This window comes from Rhodocaloribacter sp. (genome assembly GCF_056451265.1).
Map to the genome: position 1 here is coordinate 1 of NZ_JBWOPL010000074.1, position 22260 is coordinate 22260.

The window sequence follows — 22260 nt, forward strand, 5'->3', positions numbered from 1 at the left end:
GCGACAACACGAGTTTCAAGGTGAAGTTGATCGTTCCGGTGGCGATGGAGCAGGGTCTTCGCTTCGCGATCCGCGAGGGCGGTCGGACCGTGGGCGCGGGCGTCGTCTCCAAAATCCTCGACTGAACAAGCTGAGTGTTTCGGAGCGCGCCTCCTGAAATCCTAAACCTGACAGATTTATGGCCAGCCAGAAGATTCGCATCAAGCTGAAGTCGTACGACCACAGCCTGATCGACAAGAGCGCGGAGAAGATCATCCGCACCGTCAAGTCGACCGGCGCGGTGGTGAGCGGCCCGATTCCGCTGCCCACGCGCAAGTCGATCTACACGGTGCTGCGCAGCCCGCACGTGGACAAGAAGAGCCGCGAGCAGTTCGAGACGCGCAGCCACAAGCGGTTGATCGACATTCTCTCGACGAGCAGCAAGACGGTCGATGCGTTGATGAAGCTGGAGTTGCCCAGCGGCGTGGACGTTGAAATCAAGGTGTGACGGTTGAAACCGGAGTTGCGGATGCGCAAGCTATCAACCTTTCTGTGGATGCTCACCCTCGCGGTGTGGTTCGTCGGTTGCGACAGCGGCGGCGGCGAGGAGCAGCTCAGCGCGGCCGAGAAGATTCTCGGCGCGTGGGCGCTGACGGGCGTCTCGGACGGTTCCGGCGACCAGACACCGACGTTTCAGGACAACTTCGACGGGGTGGAGGTTGCTTTCAACGGCGACCAGACCTATACCCTCGATGTCAATGCCAGAGACGATACGCAGGACGTGGCGCTCAGTGGTCCGTACGTGATCAACGAGGCGGCGGGCACGCTGTCGCTGACGGTGACGTTTGCCGGAGCGCAGCTTCCGCTTTCGCTGAACTTTGCGTTCGTGAACGATGATACGCTCCGGTTGAGCGGGCCTTCGGGCCTCCTCAATCCGCTCCTTGGAACGACGCTCGAAGGCGATGTTTCGATGACGTTTGCGAGGATATGAGCGAACCTTCAATAGATAAAAAGGCGCTTACCAATCCGGTCGCGGGTATGCGGCCAGAAAAAAGAGGATTGCAATGAGCAGCGGTATGATTGGAAGAAAGCTCGGCATGACGAGCGTGTTCGACGAGGCGGGCGATCAGATTGCCTGCACCGTGATCGAAATGGGGCCGAACGTGGTCACCCAGGTGAAAACCGGGGAGACCGACGGATACGGCGCCGTACAACTCGCCTTTGGAGACAAGAAGCCGAAACGGACCTCGAATGCCATGAAGGGTCACTTCGAGGCTGCCGGCGTCACTCCGAAGCGCAAGATTCGGGAGTTCCGCGACTTCGAGGGCGAGGTGAACCTCGGCGACGAGGTGCGGGTCGAGGATGTCTTTGAGGAAGGCGAGCGCGTCGACGTGGCGGGTGTCTCGAAAGGGAAAGGCTTCCAGGGCGTCGTCAAACGTCACGGCTTCGGCGGTGTGGGCATGCAGACGCACGGTCAGCACAACCGCCAGCGCGCGCCCGGCTCCATCGGAGCGGCGTCGTATCCGGCGCGTGTGTTCAAGGGCATGCGGATGGGCGGCCGAATGGGCGGCAAGCGCGTCAAGACGAAGAACCTCGCGGTCGTGCGCATTTATCCCGAACACAACCTTTTGCTCGTCGGCGGCGCCGTGCCCGGCCCGACGGGCAGTCTGGTCGAAGTCTACAAAAAGTAATTCAATGACGGGTTTCGGCGGCGACGAAGGCGTCTCTCGGAGGCGCACCTCTCGGCAACGGCCGGCCCGCAATCTGCGATAAAGCTATGGAACTCAAGGTCTACCGGCAGGATGGCAGCGAGACGGACGCGACGGTGACGCTCGATGCTGCGGTGTTCGACGTGGAGCCGAACGACCATGCGATCTGGCTGGACGTGCGCCGGATACAGGCGAATGCCCGCCAGGGTACGCATAAGTCGAAGGAGCGGAGCGAGACGGCGGGCAGCACCCGCAAGCTCTACCGCCAGAAAGGCACCGGGCATGCCCGCGCCGGCGATGCCAAGTCGCCTTTGCGTCGAAGCGGGGGGACGTTCTTCGGCCCGCGCCCGCGTTCGTACGGGTTCAAGGTCAACCGGAAGACGCAGCGCCTGGCGCGTCGTTCGGCGCTGACGCACAAGGCCCGCGAAGAGGCGATCCGTGTGGTGGAGGACTTCTCGGTGGAGGCTCCGAGCGCCAGACAGGTGAGCGCGCTGATGGCCGCCTTCGACCTCGAAGGCCGGAGCGTGCTCATTCTGACCGACGGCCTGCACGAGGCCCTGTATAAGTCCGCGCGAAACGTGCCGAAGGTGAGCGTGCGCGAAGCCCGCAACGCCTCCACGCTCGACGTGCTCGGCGCGCAGGTGATTCTCGTGCAGAAGGGCGCACTTTCCACCCTTTCCGAACAACTTGGCCAGGCCGCGCCGGCTACGGCTGAATAAGAACCAGAGCCATGAGCAACGACATCCTGATCCGCCCGTTCGTGACCGAGAAGATGACCGCACTGATGGAGGCCGGGCATTACGCTTTCGTGGTGCGCAAGGACGCCAACAAGATTCAGATCCGGCGGGCGGTGGAAGAACGGTATCCCGGTGTGAAAATCAAGGAGGTGCGCACGATGGTGGTGCGGGGCAAGCATCGCCAGCAGTCTACCCGGCGCGGTCCGGTTCGAGGGCGCACGGCCTCTTATAAGAAAGCCGTCGTGACGCTCCTGCCCGACAGCGAGCCGATCGACTTCTTCGAGCAGATTTAGGCGTTACCCGCGAGGCGGGACGACTTAACCGAAACACGAATCCGGGCGCAAAGCTCGCCGCGAGGGTGAGCACGTAGGCCCGAAACAAGATACACGATCATGGCGATCAAGAAGCTCAAACCGACGACCCCCGGCCAGCGGCAACGCTCGGTCTCGGCCTTCGACGATATCACGAAGGCGACGCCGGAACGGAGCCTGCTGGCCCCGCTGAAGAAGAAGGGGGGACGCAACAATACCGGACGCATCACGGTGCGGCACCAGGGAGGCGGTCACAAGCGCCGCTATCGCATCATCGATTTCAAGCGGAACAAGTTCGGGGTGCCGGCGCGGGTGGCGGCCATCGAGTACGACCCGAACCGCTCGGCCCGGATCGCTCTGCTGGTCTATGCCGACGGCGAGAAGCGGTACATCATCGCGCCGAATGAAGTGACGGTGGGCATGACGCTGATGAACGGGCCGGAGGCGCCGCCGGAGCCGGGCAACTGCCTGCCGCTGACGCACGTTCCGGTCGGTTCCTTCGTGCATGCCATCGAGATGCGGCCCGGCAAGGGGGCGCAGTTGGCGCGCTCGGCCGGCACGTACGCCCAGCTGACGGCACGGGAAGGGAAGTACGCCATCCTGAAGCTGCCCTCGGGCGAGACCCGCCGCGTGCCCGCCGTGTGTCTGGCCACCATCGGGACGACGAGCAACCCCGACCACATGAACATCGACCTCGGAAAGGCCGGGCGCAAACGCTGGCTCGGCGTGCGTCCGAAGACGCGCGGCGTGGCGATGAACCCGGTCGATCACCCGATGGGTGGCGGCGAAGGGAAAGCCTCCGGTGGGCATCCGCGTTCGCCCTCGGGCGTCCCGGCCAAGGGATACAAGACGCGCAAGAAGCGCAAGCCTTCGGACAAGTACATCATCCGTCGTCGCACGAACAAGTAACCTTTTTGCGGAACAACCTATGTCGCGGTCACTCAAGAAAGGACCTTACGTCTACCACAAGCTTCAGCGCAAAGTGGACGTGCTGAACAAAAGCGGCAAGAAGAAGGTCGTCAAGACCTGGAGCCGGGCGTCGATGATCACGCCGGAGTTTGTCGGTCACACCTTTGCCGTGCACAACGGGAGCAAGTTCATCCCGGTTTATGTGACGGAGAACATGGTGGGTCATCGGCTCGGCGAATTCGCGCCCACACGCACCTTCCGCGGGCATGCCGGCTCCAAGAAGGACAAGCGCGGGAGACGGTAGTCGAAAAGCAGCATGCGGACGGCCGCAGGCACGCCGGGCCCGGAGACGGGCGCGTCCTTCGCAGCCGCCACAATCCAAAGGGTATCATGGAAGCAAGATCGGTACGCAAATACATCCGGAGTTCGCCCAAGAAGATGCGCCCCGTGGTGAACGTGGTGCGCGGCAAGCGGGTGCCGGAAGCGCTCGACATTCTGAACTTCCTGCCGCAGAAAGTGACGCGGCTGGTAAAGTTGACGATTCTTTCGGCGGTGCACAACCTGTTGGATCAGAACGCCGATGAACGCCTCGACGAGGAGGCGCTCGTGATCCGCGAGATCCGCGTCGACGAGGGGCCGCGTCTGAAGCGGTATCGTCCAGCCCCGCGCGGGCGGGCGCACCCGATTCAGAAACGTTCCAGCCACCTGACCGTCGTGGTGGGCACGCTGGACGAGGACGATCAATAATTGCAGGGGGCGCGCCGGGGCGAAAGCGCTCGCGGACCGTGCCTGCCGCAGATCATCATTTACAATACGTAATCGATCATGGGTCAGAAAACGCATCCCATAGGATTTCGCCTCGGCATCATTCGGGGTTGGGATTCCAACTGGTACGCCGAGAAAGATTTCCCTGAGAAGCTCGTCGAGGACGATGAGATTCGGAAATACCTGAAGGCGCGCCTTCGCCGGGCCGGTCTGAGCCGGGTCGTCATCGAGCGCACGCCCCGGCGGGTGATCCTCACGTTGCACACCAGCCGTCCCGGCGTCGTTATCGGGCGCGGGGGCACGGAGGTGGAGAAGCTGCGCGAGGAGATCAAGAAGCTCACCAACAAGGACATTCAGATCAACATCAACGAGATCAAACGTCCCGAGTTGGATGCGAACCTGGTGGCGCAAAACATCGCGCAGCAGCTGGAGGGGCGGGTGTCCTTCCGCCGCGCGATGAAGCAGGCGCTCACGGCGGCCATGCGTATGGGCGCCGAGGGAATCCGCATCAAGGTGAGCGGGCGTCTCGGCGGCGCCGAGATGAGCCGCACCGAGCAGTACCTCGAAGGCCGCGTGCCGCTGCACACGATCCGCGCCGACATCGACTATGCCGACGTGACGTCCTACACGATTTACGGGACGACGGGCGTGAAGGTGTGGATCTACCGCGGGGAGATCCTGGGGAAACCGGACCTGAGCCCGAACGTGCAGGCGCAGCGCCAGCAGATGCAGCAGATGCAGCCCGGCGGAGGGGCCGAGCGCCGTCGCCGCCGCCGTCGTCGCGACAAGAGCTGAGACGCGCCCGCATCGCAGAACCAAACATGAGAATCTGGCGCGTCCGGCTCTCCGGGCGCGTGTGAAGCTACAGAGGAACGACCATGTTAATGCCCAAGCGCGTCAAGCGACGCAAAGTGCAGAAAGGCCGCATCAAAGGCATCGCCCAGCGCGGCCATCGGGTGGCTTTCGGAGACTTTGGCCTCAAGGCACTGGAGATCGGCCGGATCACGAGCCGCCAGATCGAGGCCGCCCGTATCGCCATGACCCGCCGGATGAAGCGCACCGGGAAGGTCTGGATCCGCATTTTCCCGGACAAGCCGATCACGAAGAAGCCCGCCGAGACCCGTATGGGTAAGGGGAAGGGCTCGCCCGAATACTGGGTGGCCGTCGTTCGTCCGGGCCGCATCATGTTCGAGATCGGCGGCGGGGTTTCCGAGGAGCTGGCCCACGAGGCCATGCGCCTGGCCCAGCAGAAGCTTCCGATCAAGACCAAAATCGTCGTTCGTCCCGATTACCGGGCCTAAGGCCGCGTTAGCCCTACATGACCATGAAAGCCAAAGAAATCCGAGATCTGAGCGCCGACGAAATTCGGGAGCGCATTCGGGAGGAAGAGGAGCAACTCAGCCAGCTTCATTTTCAGCACGCCATCGCCGAGTTGCCCAACCCGATGGTCTTGCGTGAGAAGCGTCGGCTGGTGGCTCGTCTGACCACCATTTTGAAAGAGAAAGCACAGGAGCAGGCAGCCGCCTGAACGGGTGTGGGATGCGCCTCGGCTCAGCCGGGCATCCCTTCGTTCGGCCCGGCCGTCGTTAACCATAAAAGGTAGTTGGTGAGGACACGGAACACGGCTCACCAAGCCAGGAAAGAAACCATGGAACAGCAGACCAGAAACGCACGCAAGGAGCGCGTCGGAACCGTTGTCAGCAGCAAGATGGACAAGAGCATTCTGGTGGCGATCCGTCGCCAGGTGCGGCACCCGATCTACGGCAAGTTCATCAAGAAGACGACGAAGTTGATGGCGCACGACGAGAAGAACGAGGCCCACGAAGGCGACACCGTTCGCATCATGGAGACGCGCCCGCTGAGCAAGCGCAAGCGCTGGCGCCTCGTCGAAGTCGTGGAACGCGCCAAGTAAACCTACGCGTCATGGGCGACGGGAGATGCGCTTCGGCGCGGCCCCGAGCCTTCCAACAAACCCGAACCCTGGAGTAGAACGATGATTCAGCAGGAATCCAGACTGAAGGTTGCCGACAACAGTGGGGCCAAGGAAGTGCTTTGCATCCGGGTGCTGGGCGGTAGCGGTCGTCGCTATGCCCGTGTGGGCGACAAGATTGTGGTCACGGTGAAAAGCGCCATTCCCGGCGGCAACGTGAAGAAGGGCGACGTGTCTCAGGCGGTCGTGGTGCGCACAAAGAAGGAGTTCCGCCGCAAGGACGGCTCCTACATCCGCTTCGACGAGAACGCCGCCGTGCTGCTCAACGCACAGGGCGAGCCGCGCGGGACGCGCATCTTCGGCCCGGTCGCGCGCGAACTGCGCGAGAAGCAGTACATGCGGATCGTGTCGCTGGCCCCCGAAGTTCTCTGAGCACGGTCCGCCGAACGCGGTGAACCGGAGGGCTCGCGGGCCTGCCCGGAAGCCGCGATCCCAAGACCCCGAGCCGCAAGGCAATTGACGAAAGGTGATAGACAATGCCTCGTACGAAGAATAAGCAGAAGAAACTGCACGTTCGCAAAGGCGACGTGGTGCGTGTGATTGCCGGAAACGATAAGGGCCGGCAGGGCAAGATCCTGGTGGTGTTTCCGAAGAAGGAGCGCGTCATCGTCGAAGGCGTCAACGTGCGGGTGCGCCACACGCGTCCGAACCAGCTCTATCCGCAGGGTGGACGCATCGAGCGCGAGATGCCCATCCACGTCTCGAACGTGATGCCGATCGACGGCAACGGCGACGTGACGCGCGTCGGGCGCAAGCGCATCGAGGATCCGGAGACCGGACGCAGCCGGTGGATCCGTTACGCCAAGACGACGGGGGAAGAATTGGACTAACCTGCGGTGAAGCTTCCATGCAGGTGGAACACGGGTTCGGGCCGGCTATTCCAACAGTCTGCCCTCCCGCGAAAGCCCGCCGAACGAGTTGGTTTAGACCCAGAAAAAGAGAGCAATGGACGGTTACATCCCGAGACTCAAAACCCGGTACTACGAAGAGGTTGTGCCCGCGCTGATGAAGCAGTTCGGCTACAAGAACATCATGCAGGCGCCGCGTCTGGTGAAGGTCAACGTCAACAAGGGCATTGGCGAGGCCACGCAGAACAAGAAGGTGCTCGCCGACGCCGTCGAAGAGATGCGCCTCATCACGGGGCAACACCCTTCGGTGCGAAAAGCCCGGAAGAGCGTCTCCAACTTCAAGCTCCGGGCGGGCATGCCCGTCGGGGTGACGGTGACGTTGCGGGGGGATCGCATGTGGGAGTTCTTCGACCGCCTCGTGACGCTGGCCCTGCCCCGCGTGCGCGACTTTCGCGGCGTGCCCGACCGCAGCTTTGACGGCCGGGGCAACTATTCGCTCGGCATCAAGGAACAGATCATCTTCCCCGAGATCAACGTCGATCAGGTCGCGCAGATCAACGGCATGGACGTCACGTTTGTGACGACGGCGAAGACGGACGAGGAGGCCTACGCGCTGCTGAAGGCGCTGGGCATGCCGTTCGTGCGCCGGGAAGAAGAAGCCGTGGCGGCCTGAGGCCCCTGCATCAGAACTCGAACCAACACAGACCTAGAGAGAAACGGACGACATGGCAAAGAAAAGCTGGGAAGCGCGTGAACGCAAGCGCCGTCGCTTGGTGGCCCAATATGCCGAGAAGCGCCAGCGCCTCAAAAGAGAAGGCGACTGGGAAGCGCTGCAGAAGCTGCCGCGCAACGCCAGCCCGGTTCGCCTGCGCAACCGCTGTGCGCTCACGGGCCGTTCGCGGGGCTACCTGCGTCGGTTTGGCGTCTCGCGCATCGTTTTTCGCGAGATGGCGCTCTCGGGCAAGATCCCGGGCGTCCGGAAGGCGAGCTGGTAACGCCCCTTTCGAAGGCCTCCTCACTTAGTAGCCAAGCGCCCGGACGGGCGAACTGGCTGAAAGCTTAGGAAATACATTATGAGCGGTATTACAGACCCCGTCGGCGATTATCTGACGCGCATCCGCAACGGACAGCGTTCGCAGCACCGGCATGTGGACATCCCGGCCTCCAAGCTCAAGCGTGCCATCACGCAGATCCTGGTGGACAAGGGGTATCTCCGGAACTACATCGACATCGACGACGGCAAGCAAGGCCTGTTGCGCCTCTATCTGAAGTATGATGTCGCCGGCAAACCGGCCATCCGAAACCTCAAGCGGGTCTCCCGGCCCGGCCTGCGCCGCTTCGTCGGAGCGAAGGAACTGCCCCGCGTGCGCAACGGGCTGGGCATCGCCATCGTGTCCACCTCGCGCGGGGTGATGACCGACAAGGAAGCCCGCCGCCACAACCTCGGGGGTGAAGTGCTGGCCTACGTCTACTAGTCGGCCCGGCTCGCCCGCATCTGAAATGAATTAGAAAACGAGCGTAAGATGTCACGCATTGGCAAGATGCCGATTCCCGTCGGCGATAACGTCAAGGTTAACATCGCAGCGAACAACGTTGTGACGGTCTCCGGGCCGAAAGGGGAACTCTCGGTTCAGGTAGACCCTGACCTCACGGTGGAGGTGCGCGACGGGGAACTCGTCGTCTCACGGCCCACGGAGCAGAAGCGTCACAAGGCCATGCACGGTCTGTATCGCTCGCTGCTCAACAACATGGTGGCCGGTGTGAGCGACGGCTTTCGTCGCCGGCTCGAGGTGATCGGCGTCGGGTACCGGGCGCAGGTCGAGAACGGCGTGCTGGAACTGGCGCTGGGATACTCGCACCCGATCTATTTTCTGCCGCCCGAAGGGATTACGATCTCGGTCGAATCCGGGCGCGGCAAGAAGACGATCATCACCGTCGAAGGGATCGACAAGCAACTCGTCGGTCAGGTGGCGGCCAAGATTCGCGGGCTGCGTCCGCCGGAGCCGTACAAGGGCAAAGGCGTGCGCTACGTGGGCGAGTACGTCCGCCGCAAGGCCGGAAAGACCGCTGCCCGGTAAGCCCACCGCGAGCGCGCATTGGTCCACGCAAGCAAACATCCGAAATAGAACGCGCCGAAGGGTCGGAAATCCTTTGGCAGAACGGAGAGTGACATGGCAACCGAATCGAACATCAAGCGCAAGAGCACGCGCCGCCTGCGCGTCAAGCGCGGCATCCGGAAGAAGATTTCGGGCACGGCGTCGCGCCCGCGTCTGTCCGTCTTTCGCTCGAACCGGCACATCTACGCGCAGCTGGTCGACGATGTGGCCGGGCGCACGCTGGCTGCCGCCTCGAGCGTGGAAGGCGACCTCGAGGCCGCCCGCCCGGTCGACGTAAGCCGGGCCGTCGGTGAACGCCTGGCTGAGCGGGCCCGGGAAGCCGGGATCACGGAGGTGGTCTTCGACCGCAACGGGTATCGCTACCACGGGCGCGTGCAGGCGCTGGCCGAAGGCGCACGTGCAGGCGGGCTTACGTTTTAACAGCAACCTTATCGAAATACGCCGAGATAGATCATGGCAAAAGGAAGACAACGCCGGGAACGGTCGTCAGCGGAGTCGCATTCGGAGTGGATTGAGCGTCTGGTTTCGGTCAACCGGGTGGCGAAGGTGGTCAAGGGTGGTCGCCGCTTCTCCTTCAACGCCGTTGTGGTAGTCGGCGACGGCAAGGGACAGGTCGGCGCCGGGCTGGGCAAGGCCAACGAAGTAGCCGACGCCATCGCGAAGGGGACCGAAGACGCCAAGAAGAACATCAGCCGGGTGCCGATGACGCGGGGCACGATCCCGCACGAGGTCATCGGGCGTCAGGACGCCGGGCGTGTGCTCTTGAAGCCCGCCTCGCCCGGTACGGGTGTCATTGCGGGCGGCGGCGTGCGCGCCGTGCTCGAATGCGCCGGATACAAGGACATCCTCTCGAAGTCGCTGGGCTCGAGCAATCCCCACAACCAGGTGGCCGCGACGATGGATGCGCTCAAAAGGCTGGAGGACCCGCGCGAGGTGGCCAAGCGTCGCGGCATCCCTCTGAAGAAAGTGTTCGAAGGATAACCCCCATCGGCCGGCGTCCGAGCCGGCAGACCAAGGTGATAACAACCATGCCGAAGCTGAAAATAACCCAGGTACGGAGCGTCATTCGCCGGCCGCAGCCGCAGAAACGAACGATGGCTGCCCTCGGATTGCGCCGGATGCATCAGAGCGTCGTGCACGGCGACACGCCGCAGATTCGCGGCATGATCGAACGGGTGCACCATCTCGTGCGCGTCGAAGAAGTTGAAGAATAGGCGCAGGCCGGGGTTTTCGCCGGAGGGCGCAAACATAAGCGGGCCTGCAATCGTACTTCCTTTTCATCAAGCGAGTTCGCCTTCCGCCTCGGGCGGGGCGGGCGTTTTAGCACAGGAGAACCATGGATCTGAGTAATCTGAAACCTGCCAGGGGCGCCACGCGCAAACGCAAGCGCATCGGGCGCGGCGTCGGCTCCGGCTACGGGGGCCACAGTTCCACCAAAGGAGACAAGGGCCAGAAAAGCCGCGCCGGCGCTTCCATTCCGGCCTGGTTCGAAGGCGGCCAGATGCCCCTTCAGCGGCGGGTGCCCAAGTTCGGTTTTAAAAATCCCTTCCGGAAGGAATATCGCCCCATCAACGTGTCGCGTCTGAGCGAACTCGTTCAGGCGGGGCGGCTCGATCCGGCGGAGGAGATCACCCCCGAACGGCTCGTCGATGCCGGCGCGGCGCGAAAGGCGGAACGCGTCAAGATTCTGGGAGGCGGCACGCTGGAGATGGCGCTGAACGTGTCGGCGCACGCCTTCAGCGCTTCCGCCAGAGAGAAGATCGAAGCCGCCGGCGGCGTCGCCACGGTTATTGGTAAATAGGTTTCGCATTCCGGGTTTCACGCGGTGCGCCTCCTGCGCCCGGCATGACCCCGCACGTTGACCTGAAACCTGAAACACGCTTTTTGTTATGGCCGGTCTCGGTGAGAGTATTCGCAACATCTGGAAAATCGAGGAGCTTCGGCGTCGTATCCTCTACACGCTCGGGCTTCTGATAGTGTATCGTCTCGGCGCCTACATCACGCTTCCCGGCGTCGATGCCGGGGTGCTCGCCGATATCAATGCGAGCAACAACAACCCGAACAACCTGTTCGGTCTGCTCGATATGTTCGTCGGCGGGGCCTTCAGCGCGGCGGGCATTTTCGCGCTCGGCATCATGCCCTACATCACCGCGTCGATCATCATCCAGCTGATGGGGGCCGTGGTCCCGTATTTCCAGAAGCTTCAGCGAGAGGGCGAGGAAGGCCGGCGCAAGATCACCCAGTTGACGCGCTACGGCACGGTCGGCATCACCGCGCTTCAGGCCATCGGTTTTGCGATCAACCTTCAGTACGGCGCCACGGGGCAGGCCATCGTGATCAACTCGACCTTCTTCATCATCAGCACTATGATCGTGCTGACGGCGGGGACGGTCTTTGTCATGTGGCTCGGCGAGCGCATCACCGAGAACGGCATCGGCAACGGCATTTCGCTGATCATCATGATCGGCATCATCGCGCGGCTGCCGGTCTCGCTGATCAACGAATTCGAGGTTTCGAGCAACCTGTTCATCTTCCTGATGGAGATCGGCGTGCTGGTGCTGGTGACGATGGGCGTGGTGCTCCTGACGCAGGGCATGCGGCGCGTGCCGGTGCAGTATGCGAAGCGGGTCGTCGGGCGCAAGGTCTACGGCGGGACGACGCAGTACCTGCCCCTGCGCATCAACGCGGCCGGTGTGATGCCGATCATCTTCGCGCAGTCGATCATGTTCGTGCCGGCGACGGTGGCGTCCTTCTTCCCCGACAGCGCGTTCATGCAGCAGTTCGGCGCGTGGTTCTCCGACATCTCGAGCTGGGGCTATTCCATCGTCTTCTTCTTCATCTGTGTCTTCTTTACCTATTTCTATACCGCCATCGCGGTCAACCCGAAGGAGATGGCCGACACGATGAAGCGTCAGGGCGGGTTCATCCCCGGCATTCGCCCCGGCAAGCAGACGAGCGAGTTCATCGACAATATCCTGACGCGGATCACGCTGCCCGGCGCCATCTTCCTCGGTGTGGTGGCGATTCTGCCCGCCTTCGCGATGATGGTCGGTGTGACGCCCGGCTTTGCCCACTTTTTCGGCGGCACGAGCCTGCTCATCCTCGTCGGCGTGACGCTCGATACGCTCCAGCAGGTCGAGAGTCATCTGTTGATGCGGCACTACGACGGTTTCATGAAGAGCGGGCGTCTGCGTGGCCGCCGGGTCTGAATCGGAAACGCTTAACGGTAGACGGATGGTCCATTTAAAGAGTGAACGCGAGATCGAGCGCCTGCGGGCGAGCGCCGACCTGGTCGGGCGTACGCTGGCCGAGGTGGCCCGCCACGTCCGGCCCGGCGTCACGACGCGGGAGCTCGACGCCGTCGCCGAGGACTACATCCGCCGCCACAACGCCGCGCCCGCGTTCAAGGGCTACGAAGTGGGCGGGCGCGTTTTCCCGAACACGCTGTGTGTGTCGAGGGACGACGTCGTGGTGCACGGCATCCCGGACGACGTCCCGCTCGAAGCAGGCGCGCTGCTTTCGGTCGATTGCGGCGTGGTGCTCGACGGATACTATGGCGACAGCGCGTTTACCTTCGCCGTCGGCGCCATCTCCGAGGAGAAGGCGCAGCTTTGCCGCGTCACGTACGAGGCGCTTGTCCTCGGCATTGCCGAGGCCGTGGCGGGCCGCCGCATCGGCGACATCTCGTATGCCGTGCAGGCACACTGTGAAGCGTACGGCTACGGCATCGTGCGCGACCTCGTCGGGCACGGCATCGGACGACGGCTGCACGAGGATCCGCAGGTGCCCAACTTCGGGCGGCGGGGCACGGGACGGAAGCTCAAGCCCGGCATGACGATCTGCATCGAGCCGATGGTCAACATGGGCACGGCGGAAGTCTATACCGACGCCGACGGATGGACCGTGCGCACGGCCGACGGGCGCGCTTCGGCGCATTACGAGCACATGGTGGCGGTCCGGCGCGGCGGTCCCCCGGAGATCCTCACCACGTTCGACTACATCGAGGACGTCATCGAGACGCCCCCCTACAAGCTAAATACAGAACTGACCCATGGCTAAACAAAAGCCAATCGAACAAGACGGGGAAGTGATCGAAGCCCTACCCAACGCTCAGTTTCGCGTCCGTCTCGAAAACGGACATGAGATCCTGGGGTTGCTCTCGGGGAAGATGCGAATGCACTTTATCAAGATCCTTCCCGGAGACCGTGTGAAAGTGGAACTCTCTCCCTACGATCTCTCGAAAGGACGGATCGTGTATCGGTACAAATAAACGCGAGCGAACTTATTTGAGAACGCCGCGTTTTAGTTCGGCTACGCCAAATTTTGGCCGGCCCCTTGTTTCGCCTGCACCATCACGGAAGACCATGAAAGTTCGCGCCAGTGTCAAGAAACGGAGCTCTGACGACAAGATCGTGCGTCGGAAAGGCCGTGTCTATGTGATCAACAAGAAGAACCCGCGGCACAAACAGCGCCAAGGGTAAGCCCGGAATAGGATATGCCACGAATCGCAGGAGTAGACGTACCGCCGCAGAAGCGCGGGGAAATTGCCCTGACGTCGATCTATGGAATCGGGCGCTCGCTGGCCCGGGAGATCCTGGAAAAGGCCGGCATCGACGCCGATGCGCGCCCCAAGGATTGGACCGACGAGCAGACCCGCACCGTACGGCGCCTGATCGAAGATCAGTACCTCGTCGAAGGTCAGCTTCGGTCCGAGGTGCAACTCAGCATCAAGCGTCTGATGGACATCGGGTGCTACCGGGGGCTGCGGCATCGACGCGGCCTGCCCGTGCGGGGACAGCGGACGCAGACCAACGCCCGCACCCGAAAAGGCAAGAAGAAAACCGTCGCCGGTAAGAAGAAGGCGCCGAGGAAATAATCCCGGGTTTCCGCCTGTCGGCCCGAAGCGTCTGCCCTCCGGGCGATCGCCGGGGGGCCGCGAGTGGAACCCGCGAATAAGAGCCCACAGTTAGGTTATGGCAAAAAGACAGAAGAGCGGAAGTCGCACCCGCAAGAAGAAAGTCGTCGTGGAGGCCAATGGCCAGGCGCACATTCGGGCCACGTTCAACAACGTGCTCGTTACGCTGACCGACCAGTACGGCAACACGATTTCCTGGGCGAGTTCCGGGAAGATGGGCTTCAAAGGCAGCCGCAAGAACACGCCCTATGCCGCTCAGGTGGCGGCGACGGCGGCGGCGAAGGAAGCGCACGACCTCGGCCTGCGCCGCGTCGACGTGTACGTGAAAGGACCCGGAGCCGGCCGCGAGTCGGCCATCCGCGCCCTCTCCAACGTCGGTCTCGAGATCGCGACGATCCGCGACGTCACCCCCATCCCACACAACGGCTGCCGGCCCCCGAAACGCCGCCGCGTCTGACGTTGCTCCCGCGCGCAAAGCCTCCGCTCGACGCGTGAGGCTTTGCGCGCGGGAAAACGCAGCAACCGCGCGCGCCATTCGGGATAAGCCCGGTTACGGATACGTCGAGGGCGTATCCGTACGTTTGTTTTTCATTGTTGAACAAACGAGAGGAGACAATCCTATGGCCCGATACAGAGGCCCCAAACAGAAAATTGCCCGGCGTTTTCGTGAGCCGATCTTCGGCCCGAGCAAAGCCGTGGAACGCAAAGCCTACCCGCCGGGGCAGCATGGACGGTCGCGCCGCTCGAAAGAGAGTGAGTACGCCGTTCAGTTGAAGGAAAAGCAGAAAGCCAAGTACACCTACGGGTTGCTGGAACGCCAATTTCGGAACCTGTTCGAGAAGGCGGCCCGCAAGAAAGGCATCACGGGAGAGAACCTGCTCAAGTTTCTCGAAGCCCGCCTCGACAACACGGTCTTCCGCCTGGGCTTTGCGCGGACGCGTCGTCAGGCGCGCCAGCTGGTCAACCACGGCCACATCATGGTCAACGATCAGGTGGTCGACATCCCGTCGTATCAACTTCGAAGCGGCGACATCATCGCGGTGCGCCCGCGGAGCCGCAGCCTCGAGGTGGTCCGTGACGCGCTCGGCCGCTCCCGCCGCGTCTATCCGTGGCTGGAGGTGGACCGCAAGGCCATGCAGGGCAAGTTCCTGGACTATCCCAACCGCGAGGACATTCCGGAAAACATTCGCGAGCAGCTCATCGTCGAGTTGTACTCGAAGTAGTGATCCGGGGCGTGCGGGCCCACGGCTGCTCCCGACGGGGAGCTCTCATGTGGGGCGTCGGCGCTGGGCCGGCACCCTGCTTCCTATTCAAGTATTGATCGATCTACTATGAGCACCTTTGCGATTCAGATGCCGGACGGCGTTGAGGTAGAAGAGATCACCGAGACCTACGGGCGCTTTGTGATTCAGCCGCTCGAACGGGGATACGGGGTTACTATCGGCAATGCGCTCCGGCGCGTGCTGCTCTCCTCCCTGCCGGGAGTCGCCGTCACGGCCATCAAGATTGACGGCGTGCAGCATGAGTTTTCCACCATCTCAGGCGTCACCGAAGACGTGGCGGACGTGATCTTGAACCTGAAGGGGGTCCGTTTCAAGTCGAACGAGGTCAACGACGGCAATATCCATCTGTCCTTGACCGGACCGGGCGCGTGGACCGCCGCCGACATCGGCGAGGCTACGAGTGACTACGAGGTGCTCAATCCCGAGCACCACATCGCCACGCTGGCCGAAGACGCGCACCTGAGCATCGAACTGCGCATGGAGCAGGGACGCGGCTACGTCCCCGCCGACGAGAACAAACGCCCCGACGACCCCATCGGCGTCATCGCCATCGATGCGATCTTCACCCCCATCGAGAACGTGAAATACACCATCAAACCGATGCGTGTGGGGAAAAAGATCGACTTCGAGCGCCTGACGCTGGAAGTGCACACGAACGGCGCCGTCTCGCCCGAAGAAGCCCTCGCACAGGCCGCCACCATCCTGCGCGATCACGTCAATCTCTTCATCAAGATGGACAGTGAGCCGCAGCCGACGGCCGAGGAGAAGGAGGTCGACGCCGAGGTGCAGCGCATCCGCGAACTGCTGGCGCAGTCGGTCGATGAGCTCGACCTCTCGGTGCGGGCGCACAACTGCCTCAAGGCCGCCAACATCAAGACCATCGGCGATCTCGTCCGCCGCGAGGAGGCGGAGATGCTCAAGTTCCGCAACTTCGGACGCAAGTCGCTTCAGGAGTTGATTCAGGTGCTCGAAGAGCGAAATCTCCACTTCGGCATGGACGTGGACAAGTACCTCGAAGAGGTCCGAAACTAGATTCGAGTTGCGTCCGGCGCGTCGATGCGACCGGGCGGATAAATCCCGTACTGGAACGTCATGAGACATCAACATAAAGGCTTTAAGCTGGGGCGCACGAGCGCGCATCGTAAGGCGACGCTCGCCGCACTTGCCAACGCGCTCATCCGCCACAAGCGCATCACGACGACGCTGACGAAGGCCAAGGCGCTGCGTATGTACGTCGAGCCGCTGATCAACCGTGCAAAGAACGACACGATGCACAATCGGAGGCAGGTCTTCCGCCACCTCCAGGACAAGGCGTCCGTCACGGAGCTCTTCGGCGAGATCGCCGGGCGCATCAGCGAGCGGAACGGCGGGTACACCCGGGTGATCAAGCTCGGACAGCGCGCCGGTGACTCCGCGGAGATGGCGGTGATCGAACTCGTCGATTACAACGACGTGCGGCCCGAAGGCGCGGGCGGAGCGAAGCGCAAACGCACCCGCCGCAGCCGCCGCCGCAAACCCGCCGCCGCAAAGACGGAGACGCCCGCCGTGACGGAAGCGGACGTCGCCGAGGCGTTGCCGGAAGCCGAAGCGACGCCGGAAGCCGAAGCGACGCCGGAAGCCGAAGCGACGCCGGAAGCCGAAGCGACGCCGGAAGCCGAAGCGACGCCGGAAGCCGAAGCGACGCCGGAAGCTCCCAAAGCCGAGGCCCCGGAAGCGGAGCCGAAGGCGGAAGGCGCCGAGGGTGATGAGGCCGAGCCTCCGAAGGAGAAAAAGGGCGAATGATAGCGACCGCTCATCATTGTTGAGACGATGAAAAAGGCGCTCCGTGTCATGCGGGAGCGCCTTTTTCTCGTTTGAGGGGCTGCCTCGGGAGCGCGCGCCGCTCCGGGCTTTAGGAACTGACGGGAGGGCAGGGGTTAAGAAGATAGTGTGCGCCGCATGCCGGCGACGCAAGATTTCGCGCACGCCCAATGTCGCAACCCCGAACCCTATGATTCAGGCATCCGCCATATTGAAGCAAGCCTCTTCCCTGTTCCGAACGAAGGACGATTCGACCAACGGGCAGAACATCGAAGATCGGCTGGAACGCCTTCTCGACGATTGCCGCACCTATCTTCCCGCGGTCGATGAGGAGATGATCCGGAAGGCGTTTCAACTCAGCTACTGGGCGCACCGCAACGACAAGCGCGCCTCCGGCGAACCCTATATCATTCATCCCATCGAAGTGGCTGAGATCGTCGTCCGCGACATCAGCTTCGACGACGTCAGCGTGGGGGCAGCGCTCTTGCACGACGTGGTCGAAGACACCGAACTCTCCCTCGATCTGATCCGCGAAGAGTTCGGCGATACGATGGCGAACGTCATCGACGGTGTCACCAAAATAAGCGGGGTCTTTGCCAGCCGGGAGCTCGGACAGGCCGAAAACGTCCGAAAGCTGATGCTTTCGATGGCAACCGACATCCGGGTGATTCTCGTCAAGTTTGCCGATCGTCTCCACAACATGCGGACCCTGGGCTCGCTGCCGAAGCACAAGCAGATCAAGATCGCCAGCGAGACGCTCGAGCTTTTTGCCCCCCTGGCGCACCGCTTCGGCTTCTTCACAATCAAGAGAGAGCTGGAAGACCTCTCGCTCAAAGCGCTCAACCCGGAAGCCTACGCGGAGATCAAGGCCGGCTTGAAAGCGACCCGGCAAGAACGGGAGCAGTACATCAAGTCGTTCATCGAGCCGTTGAAAGCGCTCCTGGAAGAGGAGGGGCTCTCGTTCGAAATCTATGGGCGGTCGAAAAATTTCTATTCCATCTTTCGAAAAATGCAGCGGCAGGACAAGCCGCTGGATGAGATTTACGACGTTTTCGCCATTCGGATCGTGTTGAACAGCGAGGGGCGGAAGGGCAAGGAAGATTGCTGGCGGGTCTATTCGATCATCACGGATCTGTACAAGCCCTTGCCCGAGCGCTTTCGGGATTTCATCTCCGTGCCGAAGTCGAACGGCTATCAGAGCCTCCACACGACGGTGCTCGGTCCGGAAGGGCGGCGCGTGGAGGTGCAGATCCGCACCCGGGAGATGCACGAGGTCGCCGAGCGCGGGCTGGCGGCGCACTGGAAGTACAAGGAGGGCGTCACGCGCTCCGATCAGGAGATGGAACAGTTTCTCGAATGGGTGCGCGATCTGCTCGAAAACCCGCGTCCGGAACACGCGACCGACTTCGTTCGAGACTTTCGGCTGAACCTGTACGAAGAGGAGATCTACGTCTTCACACCGAACGGCGACCTGATGCGCTTGCCGCGCGGAGCGACCCCGGTGGACTTCGCCTTCAAGGTGCACACGGAGGTCGGGTTGCACTGCATCGGCGCGAAGGTGGACGGCAAGATGGTGCCGCTTTCGTATCAACTCAAGAGCGGCGAGCAGGTGGAGATCATCACCTCCAAGAAACAGAAGCCGAATCCGGACTGGGCGAAATTCGTCGTCACGCACAAGGCGCGGAGTTGCATCCGGCACTGGGTCAATGAGGAGCGCCGACGGGCCGTGGAGCGGGGACGCGAGATCTGGCAGAAGAAGGCGCGCCGGGCCAACCTGGAGATCGACGAGCAGGAAATGAACCGCGTCTCGAACAAGCTGAAATTCCCCAATCAACAGCAGCTGTTCTACGAGATCGGCGTCGGCCTCTATGACGTGGACGAGCTGGTGCGATTCATCAAACAGGGGCAGGCCGGCGCCGAAGAGGAAAGCGAAAAACAGGAAGCGACGCTGCGACTGAAATACGACGACTTCCTCGACACGGCGCAGTCGTCCGGGCGGCCCGCCCTCATGATCGACGGCGAGTTGCATACCGACATCGTCACGAAGTACGCCACCTGTTGCAATCCCATCCCCGGCGACGAGGTGTTCGGGTACATCAGCCGAACGGGCAGCATCAAGATTCACCGTCTCAACTGCCGCAATGCCCCGCATTTGCTGATCAATCACCCCGACCGGATCGTGCCGGTGGAGTGGAGCCGGCAGAAGGACGTGCAGTTCGTCGTGGCGCTCCGGGTCATGGGCGAGGACCGCGTCGGCATCGTCAGCGATATCACGACGTTGATCTCGAAGAACCTCAAGACGAATATTCGCTCGATCACCATCGACAGCGAGGACGGCGTCTTCGAGGGGACGCTCGTGCTATACGTGAGCGACCTCAAGCATCTCCGCCGGCTCATCGAGCGTCTCAAGCGGATCAACGGCATCTACGGCGTTTATCGATTCGAAGAACAGGGCGACGAGTTGTGAGGGCGTCCCCGCGTCAACCGTTGGTCGTTTCGAAGAACGGGACGATGCGTCGGCGGGGTTCGCGGCGGCGCTTGGCCTTCGGTTGGCGCCCGGATCATCGATGCGGCACGAAGAAAAGAGCAAGAAATGGTAACGGCGGGCCTCTGGCGTCGCAAGGAATCCGCGCACCCCTTCATTTATTGCTTTGCAAAGGCTATCTTCGGCAGGTTTCAAGCCCCTGGTTCCGAAAGGGTTAGGGCTTGGGAAAGGGATTGTGCGAAGAAGCCTAGAAGCAGACCTCTCGGGTTGGCATTTTAGGCAGAAGTCTTTACTTTATAAACGTGTACCCTAACCAGTAAATGAGGAGTTCAGACTATGTCGGAAAGACCTACGACGCTTACGAAGAAAGATGTGGCGCGCCGTGTCGCAGATCTGATGAACGAGCCGATCTATAAAAGTGAGCCCTGGGTAAGCGCGGTGGTGACTGCCCTCGGCGAACTGATGTTGGAGGCGGACCCGGAAGTTCGGATCGAGTTGCGAGATTTTGGCGTCTTCGAGGTGAAGAAAACGAAAGCCAAGCCCAAGGCACGTAATCCGAAGACGAACGAGACGGTCTTTATTCCGAGTCGGCGCAAAACCCACTTCAAGCCGAGTAAGCGGCTGAAGCAGGTCTTGCAACAGCCCCTCGAAGAACTCAACTACGACATCCCCGAAGGGAGCGCCGATTACAAGGGGGACGGAGTGCTGATGACGAACGGCGTTTCCTGAGCCAGGCAGCCGTTTATCGGATGATTCCCGATTTGTGATTCGGAAGGGCTGGGAAGCGGTGGCTTTCCAGCCCTTCCTTCGTTTGCCTCGGCGACCCGAGCGCCGCGCCGGACTCGCCGCCATCCTTCCGGAATGATGACCCCCCCCCGCATTGTCGCCGTCGACTACGGGAAGAAACGCGTCGGGCTCGCCGTGGCCGATCCCCTGCGCATCTTCGCCCGGCCCTTCGGAACGTTTGCGCCGGAAGAAGCCGTCGCGGCCTTGCAGCGGCTGCACGCCGACGAGGGCATCGAGACGCTCGTAGTGGGCTGGCCGCTTTTGCCCGACGGCTCGGAGGGGGAGGCCACCGCCTGGGTGCAGGGCTTCATCGAGCGCCTGCGGGCGGCCCTGCCCGGCGTAGAGATCGTGCGGTGGGACGAGCGGTATACGTCGGTGCGCGCGCGCGAGGCCATTCGCGCCGCCGGAGCCCGCCGAAAGGCCCGCCGCGACAAGGCCCGCGTCGACGCCGCTGCCGCCGCCGTCCTTTTACAGGAATACCTGGATGCCGGAGACGTGTAAGGTCTCCTCCACCCGCTTGCCGGCGCATCCCCTCCCGGTGGAATGACCGATGACGCGCTCCCCGGCCCCTATAACGGCCTCTCTTACACGCCCTGTCTCCTTAACCCGCACTTTGAGTCGTTGTCGCTTGCTCACTCCGGCCTGGCGTCGGCGCCGTGCTCGGACAACTGGGCGCCAAACCAGCGGTGTATTGCCGTTATTAGATGAAGGTCATTCGTTTCGAAAGTGATCTCCGCACCCAGGGGAAGCACGGCATACGAAACCTTAATTCTCGAAGCCCCGGCCTCAAGCTCTTTGAGTCCAGGCATGTCCGAGCCATGAAGCATTTCCGGGTCTGAGTAATCGCCGCGCTGAAATTTCTCAGCCTCGTGCTTGAGATGTTGTCGAATGAGCGCAATCTGATCTGCGTCGCCCGCATCTTTTGCAATGACCCGCTGCTCGCCCCCCGACTCTGTCATCTTGAAGATGTGTACGGTCTTTGACATATCAAAGGGCATTACGCTATGTGCCATTTGGTGGACATGCTCTTGCCGGGTTTGTGCGAACGCTGTGGAGCCGCTCAAGAACAGAAGGATGGCGACTGCCTTCGATAACTGAAAAATGCCGTGCATATGCCTGTTCATGTGGTCTTCCTGATGTTGACAAACGGAGATCGTGGAGCCCAACGCAGGCGTTAGGCATGTGCCTCTGGTGTGGAGAACGTTTTGGGGAGCTTGAATCATGCAAGCACTACCACCACTCTGGGGTACTTGACGAAGGGATGAACTCGCTAAGCGCTTGTATGGTCTCGACCTTCAGACGATCTTCACTCATGGCCTTCTTGCCCGCGTCGGATGTCATGAAGGACTGGAAGCGCTCCATATCCGGCATCTTCAGAATTAGGCCCGTTGGATTCGGGTTTTCCGGATCGCTGAAATTCCGAGCGGCAACACCCATCTGCGCAAACCGTTCGTGACGGTTTCCGGGACCTTCTGGACGTTGGGAAGAGCGCCTCCGGAGGACGCACCATGCGTCACCCGGCAACTGAAGGGCGGCCGGCCCTGTACGATTTCGGAACCCATACGACCCGATTGGGTTATGGATACTGCCGTTTTGATCAGCAGCTTGCGGGCAGGGGCTTCGAGC

The 22260-nt window shown here is 62.1% G+C and carries 37 protein-coding genes; 35 read left to right on the forward strand and 2 right to left on the reverse strand.

The annotated features are described in order from the left end of the window. The 35 genes from AC1HIY_RS13420 to ruvX all read left to right on the forward strand — a co-directional run. Positions 1-125 (forward strand): EF-Tu C-terminal domain-related protein (locus AC1HIY_RS13420; RefSeq protein ID WP_479577286.1); only part of this gene is annotated, 125 nt, incomplete at its 5' end. A 53-nt stretch (positions 126-178) separates the two neighbouring features. Continuing rightward, positions 179-487, forward strand: a complete 309-nt coding sequence (gene rpsJ, locus AC1HIY_RS13425) for a 30S ribosomal protein S10 (RefSeq protein ID WP_479577259.1) — start codon at positions 179-181, stop codon at positions 485-487. Between the two features lie 21 nt (positions 488-508). Next, positions 509-970 (forward strand): hypothetical protein, encoded by a 462-nt coding sequence (locus tag AC1HIY_RS13430; protein ID WP_479577260.1) that lies wholly within the window; start codon positions 509-511, stop codon positions 968-970. A 73-nt stretch (positions 971-1043) separates the two neighbouring features. Beyond that, on the forward strand, positions 1044-1670 hold the full coding sequence (gene rplC / locus AC1HIY_RS13435) for a 50S ribosomal protein L3 (protein ID WP_479577261.1): 627 nt from the start codon (positions 1044-1046) through the stop codon (positions 1668-1670). An 86-nt stretch (positions 1671-1756) separates the two neighbouring features. Continuing rightward, on the forward strand, positions 1757-2407 hold the full coding sequence (gene rplD / locus AC1HIY_RS13440) for a 50S ribosomal protein L4 (protein WP_479577262.1): 651 nt from the start codon (positions 1757-1759) through the stop codon (positions 2405-2407). 11 nt (positions 2408-2418) lie between these two features. Next, the gene (gene rplW / locus AC1HIY_RS13445) at positions 2419-2718 is read left to right on the forward strand and encodes a 50S ribosomal protein L23 (RefSeq protein ID WP_479577263.1); all 300 of its coding nucleotides are present in this window, start codon (positions 2419-2421) and stop codon (positions 2716-2718) included. 99 nt (positions 2719-2817) lie between these two features. Then, positions 2818-3645, forward strand: coding sequence for a 50S ribosomal protein L2 (gene rplB / locus AC1HIY_RS13450; RefSeq protein WP_479577264.1), 828 nt, complete (start codon positions 2818-2820; stop codon positions 3643-3645). 19 nt (positions 3646-3664) lie between these two features. Continuing rightward, a complete protein-coding gene (gene rpsS / locus AC1HIY_RS13455) occupies positions 3665-3949 on the forward strand; it encodes a 30S ribosomal protein S19 (RefSeq protein ID WP_456428678.1) in 285 nt (94 codons plus the stop codon). A gap of 86 nt (positions 3950-4035) precedes the next feature. Beyond that, the gene (gene rplV, locus AC1HIY_RS13460) at positions 4036-4392 is read left to right on the forward strand and encodes a 50S ribosomal protein L22 (protein ID WP_479577265.1); all 357 of its coding nucleotides are present in this window, start codon (positions 4036-4038) and stop codon (positions 4390-4392) included. A 78-nt stretch (positions 4393-4470) separates the two neighbouring features. After that, positions 4471-5205, forward strand: coding sequence for a 30S ribosomal protein S3 (gene rpsC, locus AC1HIY_RS13465; RefSeq protein ID WP_479577266.1), 735 nt, complete (start codon positions 4471-4473; stop codon positions 5203-5205). Between the two features lie 83 nt (positions 5206-5288). Beyond that, positions 5289-5711 carry a 50S ribosomal protein L16 gene (rplP, locus tag AC1HIY_RS13470; RefSeq protein WP_479577267.1) on the forward strand — a complete coding sequence of 141 codons (423 nt, stop codon included), beginning with the start codon at positions 5289-5291 and terminating at the stop codon, positions 5709-5711. Between the two features lie 23 nt (positions 5712-5734). Next, entirely contained in the window at positions 5735-5938 is a 204-nt protein-coding gene (gene rpmC / locus AC1HIY_RS13475; protein ID WP_479577268.1) for a 50S ribosomal protein L29, read from the forward strand. 120 nt (positions 5939-6058) lie between these two features. Then, positions 6059-6322, forward strand: a complete 264-nt coding sequence (gene rpsQ, locus AC1HIY_RS13480; protein ID WP_479577269.1) for a 30S ribosomal protein S17 — start codon at positions 6059-6061, stop codon at positions 6320-6322. Between the two features lie 81 nt (positions 6323-6403). Next, complete coding sequence (gene rplN / locus AC1HIY_RS13485) at positions 6404-6772, forward strand: 50S ribosomal protein L14 (RefSeq protein ID WP_456428690.1); 369 nt, start codon at positions 6404-6406, stop codon at positions 6770-6772. A gap of 134 nt (positions 6773-6906) precedes the next feature. Beyond that, on the forward strand, positions 6907-7230 hold the full coding sequence (gene rplX, locus AC1HIY_RS13490; RefSeq protein ID WP_479577287.1) for a 50S ribosomal protein L24: 324 nt from the start codon (positions 6907-6909) through the stop codon (positions 7228-7230). Positions 7231-7345: 115 nt separating this feature from the next. Continuing rightward, entirely contained in the window at positions 7346-7921 is a 576-nt protein-coding gene (gene rplE, locus AC1HIY_RS13495; protein ID WP_479577270.1) for a 50S ribosomal protein L5, read from the forward strand. 52 nt (positions 7922-7973) lie between these two features. Continuing rightward, entirely contained in the window at positions 7974-8243 is a 270-nt protein-coding gene (rpsN, locus tag AC1HIY_RS13500) for a 30S ribosomal protein S14 (RefSeq protein WP_479577271.1), read from the forward strand. Positions 8244-8321: 78 nt separating this feature from the next. Then, complete coding sequence (gene rpsH / locus AC1HIY_RS13505) at positions 8322-8723, forward strand: 30S ribosomal protein S8 (RefSeq protein ID WP_479577272.1); 402 nt, start codon at positions 8322-8324, stop codon at positions 8721-8723. A 48-nt stretch (positions 8724-8771) separates the two neighbouring features. Then, positions 8772-9326, forward strand: a complete 555-nt coding sequence (gene rplF, locus AC1HIY_RS13510; protein ID WP_479577273.1) for a 50S ribosomal protein L6 — start codon at positions 8772-8774, stop codon at positions 9324-9326. 93 nt (positions 9327-9419) lie between these two features. After that, positions 9420-9785, forward strand: coding sequence for a 50S ribosomal protein L18 (gene rplR, locus AC1HIY_RS13515; protein ID WP_479577274.1), 366 nt, complete (start codon positions 9420-9422; stop codon positions 9783-9785). 33 nt (positions 9786-9818) lie between these two features. Then, positions 9819-10346 carry a 30S ribosomal protein S5 gene (rpsE, locus tag AC1HIY_RS13520; protein ID WP_479577275.1) on the forward strand — a complete coding sequence of 176 codons (528 nt, stop codon included), beginning with the start codon at positions 9819-9821 and terminating at the stop codon, positions 10344-10346. 47 nt (positions 10347-10393) lie between these two features. Beyond that, entirely contained in the window at positions 10394-10579 is a 186-nt protein-coding gene (gene rpmD, locus AC1HIY_RS13525; RefSeq protein ID WP_456428704.1) for a 50S ribosomal protein L30, read from the forward strand. Between the two features lie 122 nt (positions 10580-10701). After that, on the forward strand, positions 10702-11166 hold the full coding sequence (gene rplO / locus AC1HIY_RS13530; RefSeq protein WP_479577276.1) for a 50S ribosomal protein L15: 465 nt from the start codon (positions 10702-10704) through the stop codon (positions 11164-11166). Positions 11167-11254: 88 nt separating this feature from the next. Then, the gene (gene secY / locus AC1HIY_RS13535; RefSeq protein ID WP_479577277.1) at positions 11255-12574 is read left to right on the forward strand and encodes a preprotein translocase subunit SecY; all 1320 of its coding nucleotides are present in this window, start codon (positions 11255-11257) and stop codon (positions 12572-12574) included. Between the two features lie 25 nt (positions 12575-12599). Beyond that, positions 12600-13424, forward strand: a complete 825-nt coding sequence (gene map, locus AC1HIY_RS13540) for a type I methionyl aminopeptidase (RefSeq protein WP_479577278.1) — start codon at positions 12600-12602, stop codon at positions 13422-13424. Continuing rightward, positions 13417-13635, forward strand: a complete 219-nt coding sequence (gene infA / locus AC1HIY_RS13545; protein ID WP_456428712.1) for a translation initiation factor IF-1 — start codon at positions 13417-13419, stop codon at positions 13633-13635. The genes map and infA overlap by 8 nt, the downstream gene beginning before the upstream one ends. 94 nt (positions 13636-13729) lie before the next feature. Then, positions 13730-13846 carry a type B 50S ribosomal protein L36 gene (gene ykgO, locus AC1HIY_RS13550; protein ID WP_456428714.1) on the forward strand — a complete coding sequence of 39 codons (117 nt, stop codon included), beginning with the start codon at positions 13730-13732 and terminating at the stop codon, positions 13844-13846. A 14-nt stretch (positions 13847-13860) separates the two neighbouring features. Further along, a complete protein-coding gene (gene rpsM / locus AC1HIY_RS13555) occupies positions 13861-14241 on the forward strand; it encodes a 30S ribosomal protein S13 (protein WP_456428716.1) in 381 nt (126 codons plus the stop codon). Positions 14242-14338: 97 nt separating this feature from the next. After that, entirely contained in the window at positions 14339-14737 is a 399-nt protein-coding gene (gene rpsK / locus AC1HIY_RS13560; protein WP_456428718.1) for a 30S ribosomal protein S11, read from the forward strand. Between the two features lie 163 nt (positions 14738-14900). Next, on the forward strand, positions 14901-15503 hold the full coding sequence (gene rpsD, locus AC1HIY_RS13565; protein WP_479577279.1) for a 30S ribosomal protein S4: 603 nt from the start codon (positions 14901-14903) through the stop codon (positions 15501-15503). A gap of 108 nt (positions 15504-15611) precedes the next feature. Then, positions 15612-16595, forward strand: a complete 984-nt coding sequence (locus tag AC1HIY_RS13570; protein WP_479577280.1) for a DNA-directed RNA polymerase subunit alpha — start codon at positions 15612-15614, stop codon at positions 16593-16595. Positions 16596-16655: 60 nt separating this feature from the next. Next, complete coding sequence (gene rplQ / locus AC1HIY_RS13575) at positions 16656-17345, forward strand: 50S ribosomal protein L17 (protein ID WP_479577281.1); 690 nt, start codon at positions 16656-16658, stop codon at positions 17343-17345. 208 nt (positions 17346-17553) lie between these two features. After that, complete coding sequence (locus AC1HIY_RS13580) at positions 17554-19830, forward strand: RelA/SpoT family protein (protein WP_479577282.1); 2277 nt, start codon at positions 17554-17556, stop codon at positions 19828-19830. Between the two features lie 354 nt (positions 19831-20184). Then, positions 20185-20577, forward strand: a complete 393-nt coding sequence (locus AC1HIY_RS13585) for an HU family DNA-binding protein (protein WP_456428728.1) — start codon at positions 20185-20187, stop codon at positions 20575-20577. Between the two features lie 135 nt (positions 20578-20712). Next, positions 20713-21135, forward strand: coding sequence for a Holliday junction resolvase RuvX (ruvX, locus tag AC1HIY_RS13590; RefSeq protein WP_479577283.1), 423 nt, complete (start codon positions 20713-20715; stop codon positions 21133-21135). Positions 21136-21266: 131 nt separating this feature from the next. Here ruvX and AC1HIY_RS13595 read toward each other — a convergent pair whose 3' ends face one another. Next, entirely contained in the window at positions 21267-21758 is a 492-nt protein-coding gene (locus tag AC1HIY_RS13595; RefSeq protein WP_479577284.1) for a hypothetical protein, read from the reverse strand. Positions 21759-21864: 106 nt separating this feature from the next. Continuing rightward, a complete protein-coding gene (locus tag AC1HIY_RS13600; RefSeq protein WP_479577285.1) occupies positions 21865-22071 on the reverse strand; it encodes a hypothetical protein in 207 nt (68 codons plus the stop codon). Positions 22072-22260: the final 189 nt, after the last annotated feature.

Coding starts and splice junctions, on each gene's coding strand:
- rpsJ (WP_479577259.1), top strand. CDS start 179: ATGGCCAGCCAGAAGATTCGCATCAAGCTGAAGTCGTACGACCACAGC.
- AC1HIY_RS13430 (WP_479577260.1), top strand. CDS start 509: ATGCGCAAGCTATCAACCTTTCTGTGGATGCTCACCCTCGCGGTGTGG.
- rplC (WP_479577261.1), top strand. CDS start 1,044: ATGAGCAGCGGTATGATTGGAAGAAAGCTCGGCATGACGAGCGTGTTC.
- rplD (WP_479577262.1), top strand. CDS start 1,757: ATGGAACTCAAGGTCTACCGGCAGGATGGCAGCGAGACGGACGCGACG.
- rplW (WP_479577263.1), top strand. CDS start 2,419: ATGAGCAACGACATCCTGATCCGCCCGTTCGTGACCGAGAAGATGACC.
- rplB (WP_479577264.1), top strand. CDS start 2,818: ATGGCGATCAAGAAGCTCAAACCGACGACCCCCGGCCAGCGGCAACGC.
- rpsS (WP_456428678.1), top strand. CDS start 3,665: ATGTCGCGGTCACTCAAGAAAGGACCTTACGTCTACCACAAGCTTCAG.
- rplV (WP_479577265.1), top strand. CDS start 4,036: ATGGAAGCAAGATCGGTACGCAAATACATCCGGAGTTCGCCCAAGAAG.
- rpsC (WP_479577266.1), top strand. CDS start 4,471: ATGGGTCAGAAAACGCATCCCATAGGATTTCGCCTCGGCATCATTCGG.
- rplP (WP_479577267.1), top strand. CDS start 5,289: ATGTTAATGCCCAAGCGCGTCAAGCGACGCAAAGTGCAGAAAGGCCGC.
- rpmC (WP_479577268.1), top strand. CDS start 5,735: ATGAAAGCCAAAGAAATCCGAGATCTGAGCGCCGACGAAATTCGGGAG.
- rpsQ (WP_479577269.1), top strand. CDS start 6,059: ATGGAACAGCAGACCAGAAACGCACGCAAGGAGCGCGTCGGAACCGTT.
- rplN (WP_456428690.1), top strand. CDS start 6,404: ATGATTCAGCAGGAATCCAGACTGAAGGTTGCCGACAACAGTGGGGCC.
- rplE (WP_479577270.1), top strand. CDS start 7,346: ATGGACGGTTACATCCCGAGACTCAAAACCCGGTACTACGAAGAGGTT.
- rpsN (WP_479577271.1), top strand. CDS start 7,974: ATGGCAAAGAAAAGCTGGGAAGCGCGTGAACGCAAGCGCCGTCGCTTG.
- rpsH (WP_479577272.1), top strand. CDS start 8,322: ATGAGCGGTATTACAGACCCCGTCGGCGATTATCTGACGCGCATCCGC.
- rplF (WP_479577273.1), top strand. CDS start 8,772: ATGTCACGCATTGGCAAGATGCCGATTCCCGTCGGCGATAACGTCAAG.
- rplR (WP_479577274.1), top strand. CDS start 9,420: ATGGCAACCGAATCGAACATCAAGCGCAAGAGCACGCGCCGCCTGCGC.
- rpsE (WP_479577275.1), top strand. CDS start 9,819: ATGGCAAAAGGAAGACAACGCCGGGAACGGTCGTCAGCGGAGTCGCAT.
- rpmD (WP_456428704.1), top strand. CDS start 10,394: ATGCCGAAGCTGAAAATAACCCAGGTACGGAGCGTCATTCGCCGGCCG.
- rplO (WP_479577276.1), top strand. CDS start 10,702: ATGGATCTGAGTAATCTGAAACCTGCCAGGGGCGCCACGCGCAAACGC.
- secY (WP_479577277.1), top strand. CDS start 11,255: ATGGCCGGTCTCGGTGAGAGTATTCGCAACATCTGGAAAATCGAGGAG.
- map (WP_479577278.1), top strand. CDS start 12,600: ATGGTCCATTTAAAGAGTGAACGCGAGATCGAGCGCCTGCGGGCGAGC.
- infA (WP_456428712.1), top strand. CDS start 13,417: ATGGCTAAACAAAAGCCAATCGAACAAGACGGGGAAGTGATCGAAGCC.
- ykgO (WP_456428714.1), top strand. CDS start 13,730: ATGAAAGTTCGCGCCAGTGTCAAGAAACGGAGCTCTGACGACAAGATC.
- rpsM (WP_456428716.1), top strand. CDS start 13,861: ATGCCACGAATCGCAGGAGTAGACGTACCGCCGCAGAAGCGCGGGGAA.
- rpsK (WP_456428718.1), top strand. CDS start 14,339: ATGGCAAAAAGACAGAAGAGCGGAAGTCGCACCCGCAAGAAGAAAGTC.
- rpsD (WP_479577279.1), top strand. CDS start 14,901: ATGGCCCGATACAGAGGCCCCAAACAGAAAATTGCCCGGCGTTTTCGT.
- AC1HIY_RS13570 (WP_479577280.1), top strand. CDS start 15,612: ATGAGCACCTTTGCGATTCAGATGCCGGACGGCGTTGAGGTAGAAGAG.
- rplQ (WP_479577281.1), top strand. CDS start 16,656: ATGAGACATCAACATAAAGGCTTTAAGCTGGGGCGCACGAGCGCGCAT.
- AC1HIY_RS13580 (WP_479577282.1), top strand. CDS start 17,554: ATGATTCAGGCATCCGCCATATTGAAGCAAGCCTCTTCCCTGTTCCGA.
- AC1HIY_RS13585 (WP_456428728.1), top strand. CDS start 20,185: ATGTCGGAAAGACCTACGACGCTTACGAAGAAAGATGTGGCGCGCCGT.
- ruvX (WP_479577283.1), top strand. CDS start 20,713: ATGACCCCCCCCCGCATTGTCGCCGTCGACTACGGGAAGAAACGCGTC.
- AC1HIY_RS13595 (WP_479577284.1), bottom strand. CDS start 21,758: ATGAACAGGCATATGCACGGCATTTTTCAGTTATCGAAGGCAGTCGCC.
- AC1HIY_RS13600 (WP_479577285.1), bottom strand. CDS start 22,071: ATGGGTGTTGCCGCTCGGAATTTCAGCGATCCGGAAAACCCGAATCCA.